Genomic DNA, 17,073 nt, shown 5'->3' with positions numbered 1-17,073 from the left:
CATTACCCCCTATTGCTTAGGAGCTAACTGAGATGTACGGTTTTAAGTGGGATAACTACACCTAGCATGTCTCGAAATATTTCTGTTTTCTTTAAGTTTTATAATTTAAGTTGCCAAATAAAATCTATTAATAATTTTACTTAGATCTTGTCCCAAAACCTACTTATAAATCATTCTAAATAGAATGATGGCGTACGCAAGTAAAAGAAAGCGGAATAATTTTCGATTTTAAATTCCCAGCGTGTTTTAACAGCTCGAAAAGCATTGAACCATGCGAAAGTCCTTTCAACGATCCATCGGAATGGTTTTAATTTAGGAATGAATACAGGATTTTTTGCATTCGTTTTGTTTGGAATCCTGTATTGAATATTCTTCTTTTTTAAATTGCTTTTAATTGTTTTACTAGCGTAAGCCTTATATAAGGAAAGGATTTCGGGTTTAAGCAATTGTTTGTTTCGAAATACTTTAAACTTTTTTAAAGTAGGAAAAATTAACTTAGAGTCATGAGTCTCTGCGCAAGCCAATACAAAAGCTACAATTGTGCTCCACGCCGATCGACGAGAATATGCCTTTAAATGCCTCTTTTGCCGCGATCCGTTGGATGGCGTCCCGTGAAAGCCCCCTTTTGGAGCCTTTGCGAAGCTCCCGTCTTCGGCCATTCTTTTGGTTCTAATCTTGATGGATCGTTCGTAAAGTTTTAACGCTTCTTTTTCAATCTTGTCAAAAACTCCGGCATCTACCCATTCTTGAAATCTTCTATGCAAAGTTGATTTAGAACCAAACATATAATGAGTGGATAGGCTTAGGAATCAGTGGATAGTCAATTTACAGAGTAGAAAAATCATACTTTGTTAGAGTCTGATTCCTTTTGTACTAAAATGTAACTAATCCCTAAAGCGAGGACGACCTCCTTTACTCGGATCTTTCTTGTTTTTGGGTAGTAATGGCTCTAATCTTTTCCAAATTGTTTCAGGTATATTAAGACCACCTAATTCCGTTTTCATAGGTCACATTTTAAAATCAGGCGGTTATGTACAAGTAGGTTGGCGGACAAGCTCTTATTTAAGTTTAACTAAATTACGATTCCTCCTATTAAAATCGATAGTAAAATTGAAATAAAAAAAACTTTGCGAAATTTTTAGGACGTTTTCTAATCGGACGAACAAATATATACGCAGTTTTTATAACTTTGTTCGTATTAAATCAAGAATTGCATCCCAAATATCTTGTTGGAAATTTTATCACTACTCTTATCGGAACAGATATGGAAATGTCCTGTTTTACCAAAGAGGAAGTTCAAATCCCAATAGATTTCGTGAATCTACAAAAAGGGAAGTCTTTTAAAGACTCAAACGAAGATACTGAATTTACGAACGTTATTGGAAGGGCTTGACTCTATGATTCAAAATCAAACAAACTCGTCCCGAAAGAAGCACTCGGTGGTGGATTATTGTATTGAACCTAATATCTCTGGTTACGAGAGTAAAAAAATAATGTTTAAATTTATAATATTGAATTCTTTTACAAATCTGAAATATGGCGTAGTTTTTCTGATTGCTCTTGTTTGTTCCTGTAAAAAAGAAACTACCATTCTCGATCCGAATTTTCGAATCGGTGTTGTATTTATGAATTCAGAAATTACACTCTATTCAGAACCCAAGTTCGGAGCGACGTATAATAAATTCAATGTTTCAATCGGCACTTTAGTCAACATATTAGAAACGATTCCTCCTGAACATAATCAAGGAGTTTGGTCAAAAATTAAAAGAAACGATCAAATAGGATGGGTGTATGTTAAGGATTATAATCTCATAGATACTAAATCTCTTGTTAACGATCTCTATGTAAGTAATTTAAACGGAGTTGGAGTATATGAATCGCCTTCGATTGATTCTAAAATACTAAAATCTTTATCGTACGGAGAAAGCGCGCGCCTTCTTTCAGAAGGATTTCAAAATCCGAAAGATGGTAAAATGTTCAATATAGTGAAAATTGGATCTGATTACGGTTTTGTTTTGGATGATGAATTTACGACGCGATCATATACTAAAGAAGAATTAAACAAAGCTCCTTTTGTGGACATGATCTATAGGGGTTCCATCAGTGTTTGTGAGGGTCATTATGCTTCTGCCGTTTTCTTAAAGGGAGAGGAATGGTCGCATCGTTATTATATTTCGAAAGGAAAATGCAATAATAAAGAATTTGTTCAATTGTCTAAGACTTTAAGATTTGTAGGACGCCAGTCTGAATTCAAAATCCTTAATGTCATGGATGTCTCTAAGTATGAAACTGATAAAAACAAACTCTTAGTTGTTTCACAGGAACCAAATGAAGATTTGTTCTGTTCGGGTCCTCGTTTTTTTAATACAGTTACTTGGGTTGATTTAAAAATGGGTACAGAAACAGAATTACCCGACAAAAGTAAAAAGTATGAGAACGTAATTTTGAAAACTTGGATTCTAGATGAAAATAAGGAAAACCTAGTCGAGGTAGACACAAAAGATCAAAATTGCTACTACCCGGCTCCATGGAATTAAAATTTCTTTTTTCGTAAATAATCCCGAATCAAATTCTTTGTATCCATCGGAACCGCACTTTTAAGATTTTTCGACTTTAAGGTGCGATTTACTTCCTCTTTGACTCCTCTTTTTCTGAGTGCAAGTTCTTAAAAGGATGCATCTTCCTAAAACTCTAGAGTTATTTTTTAAATAAAAGTATTAAAGCAAAAGATTAAACTCACTTGAAAATAAACCAAGTAGATGAGACCCTACTCAAGATCTGAGCGAAGTCGTAAGGGAGCCAGTCAAAGAAACCTGAATCCGGTCAATAAATCTGCCGAAAAAGTAACGATTAATAATTTAAATCTATGCTTGTTTACATAAGTGGAGATATGTAAACAAACGCATTTATCTCTTTTCAACGATCCCAAACACGTCCCTTAGAAATTGAATTTCAGCTTCATCATCAAACAATTTTTTGCCTGAAATGATTTGCGCAGGGATAGTTCCTAAAACAATGATAACTTTAGGTTTTAGAAATTCAATTTGAGTTCTTAAAAACTTTAAATTTTCCTTATAAAAAGAATCAACTTTTATAACGCGAGAACACCAGGTGCGTTTACTACATTGTGTAGACCGATAGTCAGGCTTTTAAAAAACATTTCTCTAAAGACAAACCAACTTGATTTGCTAATTTTTCGAAATTTAACCAGGTAGGGCTTTTACGTTCATTATGCTTATTTATTTGATTGAATTCATCAAGAGTTCTAAAATCTTGTCCAAGAACCATACCTGAAAAGATTCAGGCAAATCATTATGCAATTCTGTAAAACCTTTGCCCCCAAGCTACGATGTCTTCAAGAGGATTGCGAACAGGTTCTATATAATCAGAAGGGTAAAATTTAATCGAAGATTGCATTATTTCAAATAGAGTATCCGAATCTCCCGCCTTGCCATAGCTCTAAACTTATACATCGGTCGTAGAATAAATAATCGGAATTTTCTCAACCTAGCGCACCTGAAAAAGTGATCAGGTTTTATCCATAGGCAGAAATAATTAAAGTCCTATACTCTTTAAAACCAGCTATACGTCTCTCTCGAAAATTATTTCAACTTCCTGCAATAAACTAAGACGTAAGGACATTCTTCTCTATATAGGAGAACGAATTCCGTTACACTACGTAATTGAAGCTCCATTTCAAAAACTGAAGAAAACTAATCTAGATAATAATGAATCTTATCCGAGAAAATTCCCTTACAACTTTACGGAATCCGAAAGAATCAAACGTAAATACTCGGAACTCTTACAAACTCCATATTAATCAATTCAATATTTGGAATCAAAGTGAGTTAATAACTCCGGACCGTATCCAATCGTATCTCTCGTATTTAAAGACCAAAGGAGTCCGGTCCGCTACAATTCGGGTAGCAAAATCTGCATTAAAAAAAGGGATAAAACAATCGCTTCCCGGTAAGGCCAATAATCTCGCTTTCTTAAGTGTTTTGGATACGGTTTTCAAAGAAATGAAAATCGACTCTACGAAATATTCATTAAACGAATCGGCGGTCTTATCAAGAAAAGAGATATCTACACTCTGCAAAAATACACCTAAGAAGCTTTCTCTAATGATCAAAGCATTATATAACTCTGGATTTCGAGTATCAGAACTAACGCGAATACGAATTAAGGATTGTTCTATTTCAAATGACTCTCTTGCTATTACGATCATTAGGAAACGTGGTAAAGAAGTAACAATTCAAAACGCATTCCCGGTTAGACTTTATCAAGAAATCTTAAAAACCTTCCACAGTGAATTTATCAAACCCAAGGATTACCTATTTAAGAACCTGAGATCAATCAATGGGTACTACTCAAGACAATATTTATGGCAAGAAATTAACAAATATTCTAGAAGTATATTAGATAAACATTGTTCAGTGCATTCGCTTCGCCACTCACATGCGAGTAGTCTTCTTTTGGCAGGAGAAAAAATTCCAGCTATCGCCTTACGCTTGTCCCATGAGGATATTAGCACGACGGCTAAATTTTACTTGCACACACAACTAAATCCAAAGGCTTTAAAAAAAGTATTTATCAATTAATAAGGGTATAGGCCGGAGATCGACGGTCACAACAGATTCCAGATTAAGGAGATTTTGACTGATGATTAGATTCAATACATTTAAAGACGCTTTAAATTTTCAAAAGTTCTTATCCGCACCCGAACGGCTTATCAATCATCATATCAGAGTCCTTGAGAATTTTAATAGTATCCTTTTAGAACTACCGTTATCAATGAACATGAGTATCAACAAATATTTAGGTCAAATTCTTTGTGTTGTCCATGACATCGGGAAGATTTACTTTCCTGACGAACTATATGAGCCGGGCAATCTTCATGAAAAGTTTGGAAAAGAATTCTTATCATCCTGGGGAATCGATTCTTCCATATCTACGATTTGCGAGATTCATGGAGAGTGGCATAATTATTCCCCTAATCTTGAAGAATCCCTTGCCATACTTTCAGACAGGTTGTGGAGAGGAGCCAGAGACAGTGAATTAGAAGAAAGAATATCGTATCTTCTTTGCGAAAAAAACAAGCTAACATTTTGGGATACATTCCTAATCTTAGATTCCATATTTGAAAAAATCGCCACCCAAGGAAACATTCGAATTCAGCAGGACGCTCTTGTAAAAAATTAAGGGGGAACACTTATGAAGAAAAATATCGAATCGCAAATTACCGGAAGATTGTTTATTGATCCTTATGAAAACGGAATACTAGAAAAATGCAAAGAAAAAATCGAGTATTCCGATTCAAACGCAAGTTGGAAGCTCTGGCACGGCGTTACGGAAGAATTCGAAGATACATTCTTCTTCGCTGAGTTACGAATTAAAAATACGCACCTAATCCCAAAAATCTTTGATCGGAACCCTAAATACACTTCCAATGAAAATTGGTTTCTCTTGAAGGATCAGGAAGATACTTTTGATATCTACGAAAAGAATCGCTTCTTTCTGGGTGGTATAGCCGAAGCTACACAACTTGGAATTCCTTTTAAGGAAGAATTCCAAGGATTTTGTTTTCACAGGCAAGCACCATATGAGGAGTTCTTAAATAGCACACATAAATTGCTAATGGCTTTTAATGATCGACTAAAGGAAGAAATTCAATAGCTATCCATTGTCTTTACTATAAAATCAGCTTTCGAAGATATCGAAGATCGCCCTAGATTTATATAAACCATGCCTATCCCCTATAAAACCAATTTTGCCTCCTAAGTATCTTCGCACTAAACGAACTGGAGATCCATTTACCATTCTAGTAAAATCCGCTTCAGAGATATCTGTAGAGTCATCGAAGATCTCCCTATTTTGATAATTTCCGGGCCGAATTTCAGATAGTGTTTCCCTGTATTTTTCCCTATATTTAATATCTCCAACTGGAGATATATTATTCAAAATCAGGATAAAAATAGACAGACTTAGATCTTCCGGTCTATAAAATTCGAGCCTTAAGGGATTAACAAGATAAAAGGTATCTAAAGATTCCAAAAGCTCAATTGAGTTTCGCTCATGGCCTTTATTTACAAAATTTAAATCTAAGCTTATACCGTCTATGATGACCATATCATTTTTCGTTTCTGATATTTTCTTTAGAATTTGGTAAATTCTATCTCTATTATTCCAAGTGTAATTTTTGCAGATATACCCATTATCGCCCTTTAGTTCATCCAGCGAATGTACCATAGTGACCCAATCTAATTTTTTTAAAATATCCATTCTATTATTCCTATCCTTGTAAATTTTCACGAAGCTATATCATACATTGACTTGTATTCTGCTATCGGAATAATAGAGAGACCATTTGCACTGGTGAAAACAAAATCAGCATAACCATCTTGTCCATCGTTAGATTTTGCTATATGAATTCTCATTATGTCATCATTAAAATAATCAGTCGTGAGTTTACCTTCCTCTCTCGCTTTCATCAACTTCGGCCTATTTAAAATAAGCACGTCTCGTGCTCTTTCTTTATAAGCCGCAGACCCCTTGAGATTCTTTAATGCTAACTGAAAAAGACCATTCTTATTGCCACTACCAGATCTTTGATCATTTTCATTTGTCTGAACTATTCCGATCAAATGAACCGGTAAGGATTTAATTATCCGGTGCAATCTATCGATCGAATTTTGGATCTCGATTTGTGATACTCCCCAATCTGAAATTAAAGATAACAAATCAATTATCAATACAAAGTAGCCATCATCAGGTAGAAGATTTAAAGACTTAAAATGGTTTTGGATTAAGCGGATCAATTCCGGCAATTGTTCTAAAGAAACATTTGGATTATCATTAAAATAATATCGTTTTAATAATTCATTTTGTTTCATGAGCTCAGGTAGAAAATCCAAATTGGATTTTTCACTACTTGTCACGCTATCAAAATAGGATTTATCTTTACCGAGCAACATAGAAAACAATCTCTCATGATTTCTTATTTTAGTCATTTCTAAGGATAATTTCGCAACACAAGTATTCTTGCGTAACAAACCTATTTCCATCGCTAATGAAAACAAAGATTTACCAGAACCAGATTCGCCTGCTAATATTGTGATTTCACCCTCACCAGCAGGACTATCTATAAATCGATCCAAAGAATCAAAACCTAAAGAGCGTTTAGGTTTACCATTATTTCTCAAATTTAATTGATTTATAAATTCTCTCACAACCTGACTATAGTCTTCATTTTCTTCCAACACTACACTTCCTTCATTTGCCAATATTCTTCTCCTATCTATTATTCATTATTAGTATCGCTCACATAATATATATTTTCCATGAGGGGAGCCGCAAGCTCACCCTCATGGGTTATTGAAATAGTAGGATCCATGTATTTATTCCCACTATTGTATTCATTTACATAATTCAACTTAAACTGTTTACAAGATGATCCATTTTCATTCTTAAAATAGCCCCCGCATTGAGAGAATAAGCCTAATTTATTATAAATTACTGACCTCAGAGTATTTGGTGCTCCTTTCAACAAGTGAAATTCTTTAGCCTTTTCAACGTAATTCAATGGAAACTGAACTCCATATTTTAATCTTTCTTTTGTTTCTTTTTTTAGATGTGCTTTAGCCGAAATTGTCCTTGGATATTTACATTCATAATTATGTTTGCCAACAAATTCTTGAGTCATCAAATTTAGATTCTGTTTCGAGATATTCTTATTGGTATTTCTTCCGACAGCTTCTTCAATATTAAACTCATCTAATTCAGTCAGAAGTTCCAAATTGCTAAAGAAACCCAAACTATCTCTATAACTTGCTCCAGACTCCTGATATTTTTTAATCGCGTATTCATATAGACTTTTTAGAATCTTATCCTGCTTTTGGATAGACGCTCCTGATAATTCAGTCAGATCTTTACTATCAACATTACATAAGAATACTAATCTTTTAAACATATCATAGGTTTCTGAATTCCTCACACATCTAAATGCTAATTTCCAAAGCAATCCATCACCGGCGACTCGATTGCCTGCTGTTATTTTGATATCATCATATCCAATCGGAGTCTTCGTTCCAGTTACTCCAATACGTTCCCATATAGAAGCTCCAATTTCCAATGGCTGAAATTCTACAGGCAAAAGCTCAGGAGTGACCATTCTAATGTCCTGTACTATTTCCTCAAAATTAACAATACAATCCTTTGAATCCAATTTTTCTTTTACCCAACCGTAAACTTCATCTAGATTACGAGATTCTTTATTTAATTCTACGTTATATCCTACGTAATCGCCACCCAATGGTAATCGAACGCATTGAGTGAAACAATCACGAACATCTATACTGGAAATGAAGGAAAATTCTCTTCGCAAGCGTTCTTTTACTAATCTTCCAAAGGATTCAACATTGAATGATTTATTAATATAGTAGAACAAATGAAATCCCCGATTTAACATCGAGTATTCTGAAAATAGTGGGTAAACTCCGGTTAGATTATAGAGACACTCTACAACAGAGCTATGCCCAATTTGTGAATTTTCAATTCCAATAGAATCATGCGTATCCACATCGATGCAAATAACATGACTGTGAGGATGTTGAAATAGAGCGATGTTTCCAATTTTATTTTTGAGGATAGATTCATTATCAAGCTGAAATTCGGGATTAATGAGCAACGAACTAAAATGTTTTACAATGGAAAGATTCAATTGCCATTGACCCTTTGGGTAAAAGCTTTTATATGTTAATTCTTTAGAAATTCTCGCCACTCTTGAATTTGACTTGGGGTCGTCATCAGTTGTAAGTGTTCTTTGCCTATCTAGACGAATATCGTATCCTAATGATTTTACTAGTTCGAAGATTAGGTCATTACGAACTTGCCTAAGCGACGGATCTTCAATATTATTTTGTAGACATTTATTTATTTTTTTCTCTTCTGTTGCCAATATGAATTCCATTATTTTTACAGAAATGAATGCATCAACGGTTTTTTCTTAGAAATACAAGCGATTTAAACATTTTATTTTGTTGACAAAATAATTTTTAAAACAAGAAACAATTTAATTCTTTTTGAATATGTTGACAAATTTGCATTCAGTTTACATAATACTAATTTATTTTTATTTAAACAAATATATCGCACACATGTTCACTCTAAATTATTGTGAGAAGGCATTTTGTCCCATGAACAATTCAATCAATACAATTCACCTGTCTTCAGCCACGGATAGATTTCATAAATCTTTTTAGTTACCATCTCCTTTAGATGTTTATATGCACGAAGCTTTCCGACTTTTCCATAGTGACTCATTATTATCTTATCATAATGAGTCAATTCATGCCTGACATAATTTTCAGTAATTCTCCTAACAAAGTCCCAGCTATCGGAATCATTTGCCATTTCATCGAAACCTTGGAGTTGCTTTCTTGAATTATAACTCGAAATCGCATTTTTAATTAGAACTTCTTTGGGGTATTCCTTTACTGTAATTTCAATCTTCTCTATGGATTCCTTTAGCATTTCTTTCCTCTTTTCAATGGAACGAATGCTTCCGGAAATTCTCTTTCTATTCTTCTCAATAAACTCCTTAAATGAATCGGAATTTTCGACCACCGAAACGCGAGATAGCAAATAACACTTCATCGGAGCCGCTTTCTTATAGTATGGATTTTTCACCATTCTATCTGGTTCTCCGAGAAAATTGCTAATGGCAACATCGGTCCATCCGATCCTCTCTTTTAATTTCGATATTGATAGGAATTGTATTTTTTCTTCTTTTTGCATATAAAACTCTCTTTTATTCTAAGCTGTTTTCCTCTATTTCCAATTTAATTCTCCTTCCATAATCTTACTGATTAGTTCATTGTTATTAATGGGCTTTACCAGTTTATTTCTTGTAGATAATTTAGGTTAACAACGACTTCTAAATGATAACCTGTGCTCATAAGCTAAATGTTGTTTGATAAAAATGTTTTTAGATTAAAAGATGAAATCAATTGCCAATTCAAGGCGAATGACATTTCTCTGGACAGTTTTTTTGCGAGGATAGCCATCATAACTTCTACCATTCAAAGTCCGTCCATTTTGTTTTTTATTTCGTCCTCCCCATTGTTTAAAGAAAAAGGGTATGGAATTTTTGTCGCATATAGCTAAGACCTCTTCAACCCACTCCTGTTTCATTGGCCTTGCCTTTGGTCCGGATTCTCCTCCAACAATGCACCAGTCGATCCCGTCCAAATTTATGTCGGCGACACTTTCCAATAATGGTTCAACGGAGACAAATTTCGTTTGGGCATGAGTTTTCCTGAGTAGATCAATACGATCGTAAGCTTTTCTATTTTCTACAGTAACTCCCATCCAAATATTTGGAGTCCAAGTGATCTGAGGATCTAATTCCAACATGCGCTCTGGCCGTTTAGTTAAAATTTGAAACGTATGCCTTGGATTCTCTTGCATTATTTTGAAAACTTTTAGAATAAATTCAGTCGGAATCTTTTCATGAAATAGGTCACTCATAGAATTCACAAAATAAACTGTAGGTTTCTTTCTTTTAACCGGAATTGCTAATCGATCCTCATGAATTTTAATTTCAGAGAATTTCCCTCGACTCTTTTCAAAGCGTTTGGTCATTGTCTCCGCATAACAATTTGCGCAACCCGCGCTTACCTTTGTACATCCCGTAACAGGATTCCAAGTCGCCTCTGTCCACTCAATATCTGATCTATTTGACATTCAAACCTCCGTAATCTTTGATTTTGTCGATTCCAATCTACAACAAATTATCGAAAGTGTCAACAGAATAAGTTGCCAAATATAGCATACGATTCAAAATATATAATACTTTTGTTATATACTTTAACACCCTGCATTCCCAGTTCGATTCGAGTTTTTATTTAGCGTTCGAATAATTAACATTAGTATATTATTATTTTTATATATACTTAAGCACCCAATCAACCGTAGATTTATTTGGAAATTTATTTAGAGAATGCGTCAAAACCTTGTTATTGATAATGATCTATCAATAACGTTGAACGAGCGCGAATTGCCCGTTTTCCTGCCGAATTTTATGAGATTGCGTACCTAAAAAGCATTTAAAAGGTCAAATTTATATTAATTGCTTAGACCCATTTATTTTCGGAAAACCATCTACCAATTTTGGGGAGTTAAGGATGCTTTTTTAGATGAAATTTTTTATACTTAATATAGACTTAATACAAGCCAATACTTTAATTTTTTGTAAAGAATAGCTCATTTTCGCTTAAAATCGATTATTTTTGAGGGTTTATTTTTTTTGAAAAAAAATTAGAATGGCGAAGAACTGCCCTAAAAATGCGACATTTTTATGCCAATATGTCACATCGGTTTCTTTGCTTTGCTTTAAATCCCCCTGAATCAGCTATTTCAAAAGCCTCCATTTCTTGTCGGTTAATCATTCTCGGCTTCTGACAATCACCTTTCTCATTAGGATAGATAACCAGGGCCTCAGAAGATCCTGAAGGCTCCAATTCGTGTAATTAGTCGCTTTCTGCGGGTAATTTTAGAAGGTTTGCGAACAATCCTCATAATCTCTAACCCAATTCGATTTCAAAGTAATTGAACTATCTCAAGTAGAAAATAGAGTCTTCTATTCGAAGATATTTATTATGTGATTAATTGAGAGTCATAAGAGTTATAGAAGGATTGCTTTCCTTACAACGTAATTCGGAAGAAATTTTCAAGACAAAAAGAGACAGAGAAAATCCTAAGCAAGGACAATCGCATAACAGCCGAGAGCTTTTTCTTATAACCGGTATTAGACTTGCCCATATCTACAAGAAATGCCTGAGAATGATGATACTTGACAGCTTCTTTACGTAACCTCTCTCAATGATGTACATTCTTATATCGATTAGGGTCAAAGTCTACAACTTTAGAATGGTTATCATAAACTTCTGTTAAACAGGGAATATCAAAGATTGGATGGTCGAGAATCCCCAAAGATGTAAAGTGAACCTGCTCTTCCTTAATGCCGTCTATATGCATCCAATTATCTCGCATCGTTGATTCAGGTTCAATGATCTCTGCAAATACGAAGTATGAAAAGTCATCTAATTTTTGGAGATATATTTTTGTATTTTGAGCTTGAGGGAGTAGGAATTTAAAATCTCTCGTTTTGTTTTTAACCATTGAATCATAGAAGTTATTCAAGACCCGGAGAATTTCATTTAATTTGATCTTCCCTACACTATCGATCTCTTTCCATACACTGTTATTCATAATCCAACAGTTCGCATTTAGTTTTACTGAAATTACTTCTATTGTCCAACGGAGAATCGGCGGTAAACTTGATTAGATGACCCGATGGATATATATTTTCCTTTTCAGAAGTTGACCATGTCGCAATTTTAATATTTTTAATATTCATTTCTTTTAATTTGATAATGGAAATAACAATTAAAAAATTAGTCTATATATTCAGAAACACATATAAACGGAAGAATACTTTCATTATTTACAATCTCATATTTACTTTCGAAAATACCTTTTGCAAAATGTGAAGATGTATTATTTTCTCCTAAAAATAAATCTTGAGAATGTAGTAAAGATATAGAATTGTCTTTATAGATTTTTTTGACTTCAGCTCCAGAGTTACTATCAGTAAAAAGATTGAATTTCCATAATTCTTCTAACGTCGGCAGCCTCCATTGGTTTTTAGGATTAATATTTTTACATAAAGAAATAGCCTGATCTATAGTAAGTTGATTTAATTTGCCTCTTTCACATTGTAAACCATTCAAACCAGATGGGCATTTTTGCCAGGATAAATTTGTAGTTTCTTCATAAAAATGCTCTCGATCCTTTAATTTAGAATAAATAATTGATTCTTTCTCCTGACAGTTTGCAACTATTATTGGAAAATTTTCCTGGTACATTATACGCCAACTATTATTATACCAACAATTTTGTTTGTCTTTTATGCCCTGTACTGAGTCACAGGAAGTATTAGAATATACCATTGCTTCATCTATTTTATCAAAATCTAAAATAGTCGAAGAATCCAATAGTCCATTTTGCTGCATTGTTCTCTCAAGATACTTGACGTCTTTCTTGAAAAGTCCTCTCTCTAAGTCTTTAAGATAGAATTTATTGGTTACTTTACAAGTTAGATCATTGTTTAATGAGCTTCCAGATTTATTATAAATCGAACGAGACTGAAAGTGAACTTTCATTTTCTTAGGAATTAATATAAGTAATGGATATAATAGATTAGATCTTTTTTGATATTCTGATATATTTTTTATTGGATTAAATTCTTGGGTTTTAGAAAAATTATATAAACCTTCGGAATTTAGAAAATCTGCCATAACTCCGTTCGATTCTTTGTTTAATTGAAAAGACTTTAATTTAGAAATATCTAATTCTCCGTAAAAAAGAGAAGCTGACACATCCAATTTTGAACCAATTTCAAAAATAGACTTATTTAAATGAAAAGATTCTTTCCATCCCTTTTCCTCTTTTAAAAAGGAACATGAATAAATAACTATCAAAAGACCGATTATAAATTGCTTTTTTATCATTGTTTTCCTCATTTCAGACCGTAGATTACTGATTCCTACATAATAGAGTACCATAGAATTTTGAAACGAATCCCTTTTTTGAAGGCAGAAATTTAGGTACTTTATTATATAGTTTGAGTAAGAAAATTAGAGTATCTTTTCGGAAACCGGTGTTGCATCACAATAATCGTCTCCATATTCATCTTTAAGCTGATTGACTGCTTGATTCCATGATCCTGCTATAACTTCTTTTTTAACAATATAAGTCATTTGCCGATCATTCTTTTTTCTTAAACGCAGATTTACTAAATATCTTTTATCATCAAAGAATCCCATATTCAAATTCTCCTTTTTTATCCTTGTAGTTTAAATTCATCTTTTGTACGGACAGCATTACAAAATTGTATTATATAATCGCTTCCTGAATATTCGTGATTAAATAACAAAGCATTCTTAATTAGAAATCTTATTAATTGTCAGAATCGGCGCATAAGAGGCGGTTAGTAGCGATAACGCGCCTCCACTATCTTGAAAACACTGCAATTTGATCGTATCACCTTTGTTAAACCTTGAATTCGTTCCAACACTTGCCATAACCTCATAAGTCCCAAATCCGGAGGCAGGCAAGGAAGCTGCGGCAACTACGTATACACTACTTAAACCATCATTCACGATGAGATTTGTTTTCCGTACGCCTGTTGTATTTGCCGCATAGCTAACTTCACCGATCACGCTATAAATTCCGGTCTCTGGAACAGTCAATCGATCGGGTAAGCTGGAATTATAATAACCACCCGTATCGTAATCAACCTCGTTGAAGGAAATGATTGTATATGCTCCGTGTGCCAGTGGAATTGGGCTTCGACTTCGAATTTTTGCTACAGAACTTTCAGAAACAATCGAAGTATTCGAAGTATTCGAAGTATTCGCAATCAAAGAAAGGGCAACCGCTAAATCAGCGTCGTTATTTGCATTTTTAACATCATCCGTATTGCAATTGAAAAGAGAGGTAGCTAAAGCCATTAGCAAGAAACAGGTACAAACCTTCATTCTTTTGCATCCTTTTGAAGAGATTTTATCTTTTGTTCGGAACGATAAGATATTGCCCACATGGACGCGAAAATCCAGCCGACAAGCGAGCACATCAATATGAAGGAAATAAAAGAACGGATCAAATTACCCGTTATCAAAAAATAAACACAAGGCAAACAAATAGCCAATAAAATCATTAAGATTCTCCTTGAATCAGACAAAATGGTCTTATTAAGGAAATGTATAGATTCTTGGATTTTATTGCAGTTTTAGGAAAAAACGTTTTAAAAAAAATATGAATTAGACTTATTCTTGGAGAAGGTCTCCACTAACTTCAAAAGACTCACCTTGTTTTTGATTATTTATTGTACTGTTGCCATCTTGTTCTCCTTATTTATTTTAAGAAGTGTAAGATCAAGTTCTAACTATCACAGTTTAAACAATGTGTTAAAGATATTAGGATGCTTCGTATTGAAGAAGATAATGATCTGCAACCAGTTCTTCTCTAAAGAATACTCTTCTCAATAATTAAATCGACAGTGTCGGCTCGATTGTGTAAATGACTTTCTTCCGATCAATTCTTTAATTTGCCTATGTTACTTTATCCTTACTATTTTTTGGATATTCATAAGCAAGTTGACTCCCTCAAATTTTAATGGTTTATATGAGTGGAGTTCGAATCTACTACTAATTAACGTGAGTTCGACATAAGAAAACCGGGGCGAATCCGGCTTGCCACAGGCAGCCGGCCGGGCTCTCAGCTCTGGTCAAGTTATTGCATACAGGAAACATAATACAACGATCGTCTTTAGATTCAATTTATTGACCCCGCATCAATCCCTTTCACATTAGGCCGAACTCACGTTAAGTAAATATGGAAATCTTAGGCTATATTTTACTCTGGGTGGGAATTTTTTTGTTTAGTAATGTGTTTTATACTTCAATAATAGATGATTCTCAAACTAAAAAAGATTTAAAACAAACTCCTTTATATGCATTAACAGGTTTAGATATACCCTTGCTTATCTGTTATGGTCCCACGGTAATTGCGACAGCTATAGTGACATTTATATTAGGAATTAGAATTATCTTTAATTTTTTCTAATGATTCCTTAGGGAAAATTAAAACTTTTTTGTTGCAATCTTCTAAAAATTCACAAACAATATAAGGTGACGTATTTTCTCCTTTTTGATATCGTGCGAATCCAAACTTTGTTTCATTTTTAGAAAAACCTTTTACTACCATTATTTGTGATGATGATTTATGTTTTACTAAATCTCCAATTTCATAATTTTCCATATTAATATTCTTAATAATTTAAATATATTTCCAAGTCTCTGAAACTGGAATTCTCAATCCTGTATCGAACAGGAATTAGATTTAGCTTCTTTCTACGTAAATCCATCCTTACTTTGCAAGTTGTTTCGATAGGCGGTTTAGTCCAGTAAATCATGTTATCAGAGCAATCTCCCCAAGCGATCTTGTCTTCAAAACCATTCTCAATTTTAAATAGCAACTCAACTTCTATAGGTCTCTGTCTCTTATCACCAATACCGTCATCAACATGACCTATATATAGATCCTTGAAATACTTTGCTTCTTTGAGAGGAATCTTAATTTGTAAATCTTTTGGCATATCAAATCTGTCATTTTTCTCCCATTCTTCAGAAAATTTAGTTGAAAAAGTTTGGGTTTTAAAATCGTATTCTTTCCAAACATCAAAGAGTTTTGCAAGGTTGCGGGTGTATATTTGAATATAAAGATATTTTTTTTCTTTTTTGATTTCATGAAGTTCTTCTACGGAGTCTTTGAATATAAATTCATCCCCATCATATTTTAAAGAATTATATAACTTATATTCGATATCATTAAAATGGGACTCTACAAAATTTTTCAAGTATTCATTTGGATATGTAGAAGGGCCATAAGAAGAGTCTTCTTGTCCAAGTTTTCTTAATATATTTTTTATCATACCTCCAAAAGAAGAAAAACCTTCTCCTTCTTTAGGAACCTTAACTTCAACTACATTTTCAGGATTTATGTTTTTTAGGATATCTTGAGCTAATTTTTGCTTCTCTTTAATAACAAATTCAATTTTATCAAAAATAGCAGGTTTTCCCGTATTTCCACAAGCATCAGAATACAATTTTTGAAACGCAATCAGGTCATGTTTATTTTGAATATTTACCGCATTCGTTAAATAATCCAGAGGGACCGTTTTTAGAAAACGGTCAGTTATGATTGCCTCTTTCTGTAATTTTTCATCGAAATAAATCGATTCAGAAGGGATGGTTTTAGAATCAACATTTCCGAAATTATCACAGATGTTTTTATTTTTCACAGGTGATTGATACGCTCGTTCAAGATCAGAGATGCAAGCGAGGTTTAGAAGCACTGCTAAAATAAATGTAATTTGTTTACCTTGAGGATTTTGAGTTTTTAGAATCACAGTCTCTCCATAATGAAACATATAGTCTCAATATGGAAATG

General features: G+C 33.5%; 17 protein-coding genes and 1 pseudogene. 4 read left to right on the top strand and 14 right to left on the bottom strand.

Translation table 11 applies throughout. From position 1 onward, the window contains the following. Window positions 1-170: 170 nt before the first annotated feature. Window positions 171-785 carry an IS5 family transposase gene (locus LEP1GSC060_RS20115; protein ID WP_003006476.1) on the bottom strand — a complete coding sequence of 205 codons (615 nt, stop codon included), beginning with the start codon at window positions 783-785 and terminating at the stop codon, window positions 171-173. Window positions 786-887: 102 nt separating this feature from the next. Continuing rightward, window positions 888-1,004, bottom strand: a pseudogene (locus LEP1GSC060_RS21040) (IS5/IS1182 family transposase); the annotation flags it as partial. 393 nt (window positions 1,005-1,397) lie between these two features. On the opposite strand from LEP1GSC060_RS21040, the gene LEP1GSC060_RS14945 reads away from it, so the two are divergent. The 4 genes from LEP1GSC060_RS14945 to LEP1GSC060_RS14930 all read left to right on the top strand — a co-directional run bounded on the left by LEP1GSC060_RS14945 (window position 1,398) and on the right by LEP1GSC060_RS14930 (window position 5,676). Beyond that, window positions 1,398-2,537, top strand: coding sequence for a hypothetical protein (locus LEP1GSC060_RS14945; protein WP_003005859.1), 1,140 nt, complete (start codon window positions 1,398-1,400; stop codon window positions 2,535-2,537). Window positions 2,538-3,728: 1,191 nt separating this feature from the next. Next, window positions 3,729-4,601, top strand: coding sequence for a tyrosine-type recombinase/integrase (locus tag LEP1GSC060_RS14940; RefSeq protein ID WP_003006222.1), 873 nt, complete (start codon window positions 3,729-3,731; stop codon window positions 4,599-4,601). Window positions 4,602-4,662: 61 nt separating this feature from the next. Beyond that, the gene (locus LEP1GSC060_RS14935) at window positions 4,663-5,202 is read left to right on the top strand and encodes an HD domain-containing protein (protein ID WP_003006123.1); all 540 of its coding nucleotides are present in this window, start codon (window positions 4,663-4,665) and stop codon (window positions 5,200-5,202) included. A gap of 12 nt (window positions 5,203-5,214) precedes the next feature. After that, on the top strand, window positions 5,215-5,676 hold the full coding sequence (locus tag LEP1GSC060_RS14930) for a hypothetical protein (RefSeq protein ID WP_003006797.1): 462 nt from the start codon (window positions 5,215-5,217) through the stop codon (window positions 5,674-5,676). Between the two features lie 24 nt (window positions 5,677-5,700). Here the strand turns inward: LEP1GSC060_RS14930 and LEP1GSC060_RS14925 are convergent, their stop codons facing one another. The 12 genes from LEP1GSC060_RS14925 to LEP1GSC060_RS14870 all read right to left on the bottom strand — a co-directional run bounded on the left by LEP1GSC060_RS14925 (window position 5,701) and on the right by LEP1GSC060_RS14870 (window position 17,032). Further along, window positions 5,701-6,282 (bottom strand): hypothetical protein, encoded by a 582-nt coding sequence (locus LEP1GSC060_RS14925; protein WP_003006710.1) that lies wholly within the window; start codon window positions 6,280-6,282, stop codon window positions 5,701-5,703. Window positions 6,283-6,308: 26 nt separating this feature from the next. Beyond that, a complete protein-coding gene (locus LEP1GSC060_RS14920; protein WP_003006790.1) occupies window positions 6,309-7,283 on the bottom strand; it encodes a DnaB-like helicase C-terminal domain-containing protein in 975 nt (324 codons plus the stop codon). Between the two features lie 17 nt (window positions 7,284-7,300). After that, complete coding sequence (locus LEP1GSC060_RS14915) at window positions 7,301-8,956, bottom strand: hypothetical protein (protein ID WP_003005794.1); 1,656 nt, start codon at window positions 8,954-8,956, stop codon at window positions 7,301-7,303. Window positions 8,957-9,207: 251 nt separating this feature from the next. Further along, complete coding sequence (locus LEP1GSC060_RS14910; protein WP_036096576.1) at window positions 9,208-9,795, bottom strand: hypothetical protein; 588 nt, start codon at window positions 9,793-9,795, stop codon at window positions 9,208-9,210. A gap of 195 nt (window positions 9,796-9,990) precedes the next feature. Beyond that, entirely contained in the window at window positions 9,991-10,743 is a 753-nt protein-coding gene (locus LEP1GSC060_RS14905) for a DUF5131 family protein (RefSeq protein ID WP_003006348.1), read from the bottom strand. Window positions 10,744-11,877: 1,134 nt separating this feature from the next. Continuing rightward, complete coding sequence (locus LEP1GSC060_RS14900) at window positions 11,878-12,270, bottom strand: LIC_13246 family protein (protein WP_036096573.1); 393 nt, start codon at window positions 12,268-12,270, stop codon at window positions 11,878-11,880. Window positions 12,271-12,455: 185 nt separating this feature from the next. Continuing rightward, the gene (locus LEP1GSC060_RS14895; RefSeq protein ID WP_003006456.1) at window positions 12,456-13,571 is read right to left on the bottom strand and encodes an Lcl C-terminal domain-containing protein; all 1,116 of its coding nucleotides are present in this window, start codon (window positions 13,569-13,571) and stop codon (window positions 12,456-12,458) included. Window positions 13,572-13,697: 126 nt separating this feature from the next. Then, window positions 13,698-13,886, bottom strand: coding sequence for a hypothetical protein (locus tag LEP1GSC060_RS14890; RefSeq protein ID WP_036096571.1), 189 nt, complete (start codon window positions 13,884-13,886; stop codon window positions 13,698-13,700). A gap of 117 nt (window positions 13,887-14,003) precedes the next feature. Beyond that, the gene (locus tag LEP1GSC060_RS14885) at window positions 14,004-14,600 is read right to left on the bottom strand and encodes a hypothetical protein (RefSeq protein WP_003006782.1); all 597 of its coding nucleotides are present in this window, start codon (window positions 14,598-14,600) and stop codon (window positions 14,004-14,006) included. Beyond that, window positions 14,597-14,779, bottom strand: a complete 183-nt coding sequence (locus tag LEP1GSC060_RS20645) for a hypothetical protein (RefSeq protein ID WP_003005799.1) — start codon at window positions 14,777-14,779, stop codon at window positions 14,597-14,599. The genes LEP1GSC060_RS14885 and LEP1GSC060_RS20645 overlap by 4 nt, the downstream gene beginning before the upstream one ends. 875 nt (window positions 14,780-15,654) lie before the next feature. Then, window positions 15,655-15,882, bottom strand: coding sequence for a hypothetical protein (locus LEP1GSC060_RS14875; RefSeq protein WP_036096569.1), 228 nt, complete (start codon window positions 15,880-15,882; stop codon window positions 15,655-15,657). Window positions 15,883-15,892: 10 nt separating this feature from the next. Then, window positions 15,893-17,032, bottom strand: a complete 1,140-nt coding sequence (locus LEP1GSC060_RS14870) for a hypothetical protein (RefSeq protein ID WP_003005922.1) — start codon at window positions 17,030-17,032, stop codon at window positions 15,893-15,895. Between the last annotated feature and the right edge of the window lie 41 nt (window positions 17,033-17,073).

Source organism: Leptospira weilii serovar Ranarum str. ICFT (assembly GCF_000332415.1).
Taxonomy (GTDB): domain Bacteria; phylum Spirochaetota; class Leptospiria; order Leptospirales; family Leptospiraceae; genus Leptospira; species Leptospira weilii_A.
The sequence above is the reverse complement of the archived record's forward strand: the minus strand, read 5'-3'. Positions and strand labels throughout refer to the sequence as shown.

Bases quoted from the DNA above. Each gene is read 5' to 3' on its own strand.
- LEP1GSC060_RS14890 (WP_036096571.1), bottom strand. From the start codon at position 13,886: ATGGGATTCTTTGATGATAAAAGATATTTAGTAAATCTGCGTTTAAGA.
- LEP1GSC060_RS14925 (WP_003006710.1), bottom strand. From the start codon at position 6,282: ATGGATATTTTAAAAAAATTAGATTGGGTCACTATGGTACATTCGCTG.
- LEP1GSC060_RS14945 (WP_003005859.1), top strand. From the start codon at position 1,398: ATGATTCAAAATCAAACAAACTCGTCCCGAAAGAAGCACTCGGTGGTG.
- LEP1GSC060_RS14930 (WP_003006797.1), top strand. From the start codon at position 5,215: ATGAAGAAAAATATCGAATCGCAAATTACCGGAAGATTGTTTATTGAT.
- LEP1GSC060_RS14875 (WP_036096569.1), bottom strand. From the start codon at position 15,882: ATGGAAAATTATGAAATTGGAGATTTAGTAAAACATAAATCATCATCA.
- LEP1GSC060_RS14885 (WP_003006782.1), bottom strand. From the start codon at position 14,600: ATGAAGGTTTGTACCTGTTTCTTGCTAATGGCTTTAGCTACCTCTCTT.
- LEP1GSC060_RS14895 (WP_003006456.1), bottom strand. From the start codon at position 13,571: ATGATAAAAAAGCAATTTATAATCGGTCTTTTGATAGTTATTTATTCA.
- LEP1GSC060_RS14935 (WP_003006123.1), top strand. From the start codon at position 4,663: ATGATTAGATTCAATACATTTAAAGACGCTTTAAATTTTCAAAAGTTC.
- LEP1GSC060_RS14910 (WP_036096576.1), bottom strand. From the start codon at position 9,795: ATGCAAAAAGAAGAAAAAATACAATTCCTATCAATATCGAAATTAAAA.
- LEP1GSC060_RS14905 (WP_003006348.1), bottom strand. From the start codon at position 10,743: ATGTCAAATAGATCAGATATTGAGTGGACAGAGGCGACTTGGAATCCT.
- LEP1GSC060_RS14940 (WP_003006222.1), top strand. From the start codon at position 3,729: ATGAATCTTATCCGAGAAAATTCCCTTACAACTTTACGGAATCCGAAA.
- LEP1GSC060_RS20645 (WP_003005799.1), bottom strand. From the start codon at position 14,779: ATGATTTTATTGGCTATTTGTTTGCCTTGTGTTTATTTTTTGATAACG.
- LEP1GSC060_RS14900 (WP_036096573.1), bottom strand. From the start codon at position 12,270: ATGAATAACAGTGTATGGAAAGAGATCGATAGTGTAGGGAAGATCAAA.
- LEP1GSC060_RS20115 (WP_003006476.1), bottom strand. From the start codon at position 785: ATGTTTGGTTCTAAATCAACTTTGCATAGAAGATTTCAAGAATGGGTA.